The sequence below is a fragment of the Parabacteroides sp. AF21-43 genome (genome assembly GCF_003635435.1).
GTDB lineage: Bacteria > Bacteroidota > Bacteroidia > Bacteroidales > Tannerellaceae > Parabacteroides > Parabacteroides distasonis.
This window is the reverse complement of the sequence record NZ_QTMG01000036.1, coordinates 1-698: the sequence shown is the minus strand read 5'-3', so window position 1 is coordinate 698 and position 698 is coordinate 1. Positions and strand designations below refer to the sequence as shown.

1 protein-coding gene is annotated in these 698 nt (G+C 55.2%); it reads right to left on the bottom strand.

All coding sequences use genetic code 11. The features are described from left to right. Window positions 1–698, bottom strand: a 698-nt coding sequence (locus tag DWX84_RS21985) for a polysaccharide biosynthesis protein (RefSeq protein ID WP_233573966.1), incomplete at both ends; no start/stop codon positions are given.

Sequence of the window (698 nt, the reverse complement as noted above, 5' to 3'; positions counted from 1 at the left end):
AGCTTACAAGCCTCCGGTATCAGCATGAAGAAACGAATGATATCCTTGTGCGTCACCGTCACCGGACCGCCCCGCTTGATCTGCTCCTTGAATAACGGGATCACGGAACCGTTCGATCCCAGCACATTACCGAAACGAGTCGTCACGAATTGCGTACGCCCCCTCACCTTCCCATCCTTGATGGCTTGATCCAAGCTCTGCACGTAGATCTCGCAAATACGTTTCGAGCAGCCCATCACGTTCGTGGGATTCACCGCCTTGTCGGTCGATACCATCACGAACTTCCTCGTGCCGTATTTCACCGCCAAGTCTGCGATCACCCGGGTACCGTCCACGTTGTTGCGGACACTCTCCTCCGGATTATCCTCCATCATAGGTACATGCTTGTAAGCCGCGGCATGAAACACGTAATCCGGACGATGCTCCTCGAACAGCTCCTCCATGCGTTCACGCACACAAATATCGCTCACAACCGTATAGGATTCTATATCCGGCCACCCACGAGCCATCATCAAGCGGACATCGTGCAAGGGAGTCTCCGCCTGATCTATCAAGACCATACGTTCCGGGGCGAACTGGGCTACCTGCCGCACGATCTCGCTGCCGATACTCCCGGCGGCTCCTGTTATCAGAATCCGCTTACCGGTAAGCTGCTTCCTCACCGCCTCCAAGTCTATCTCGATCTTATCACGGGGCAG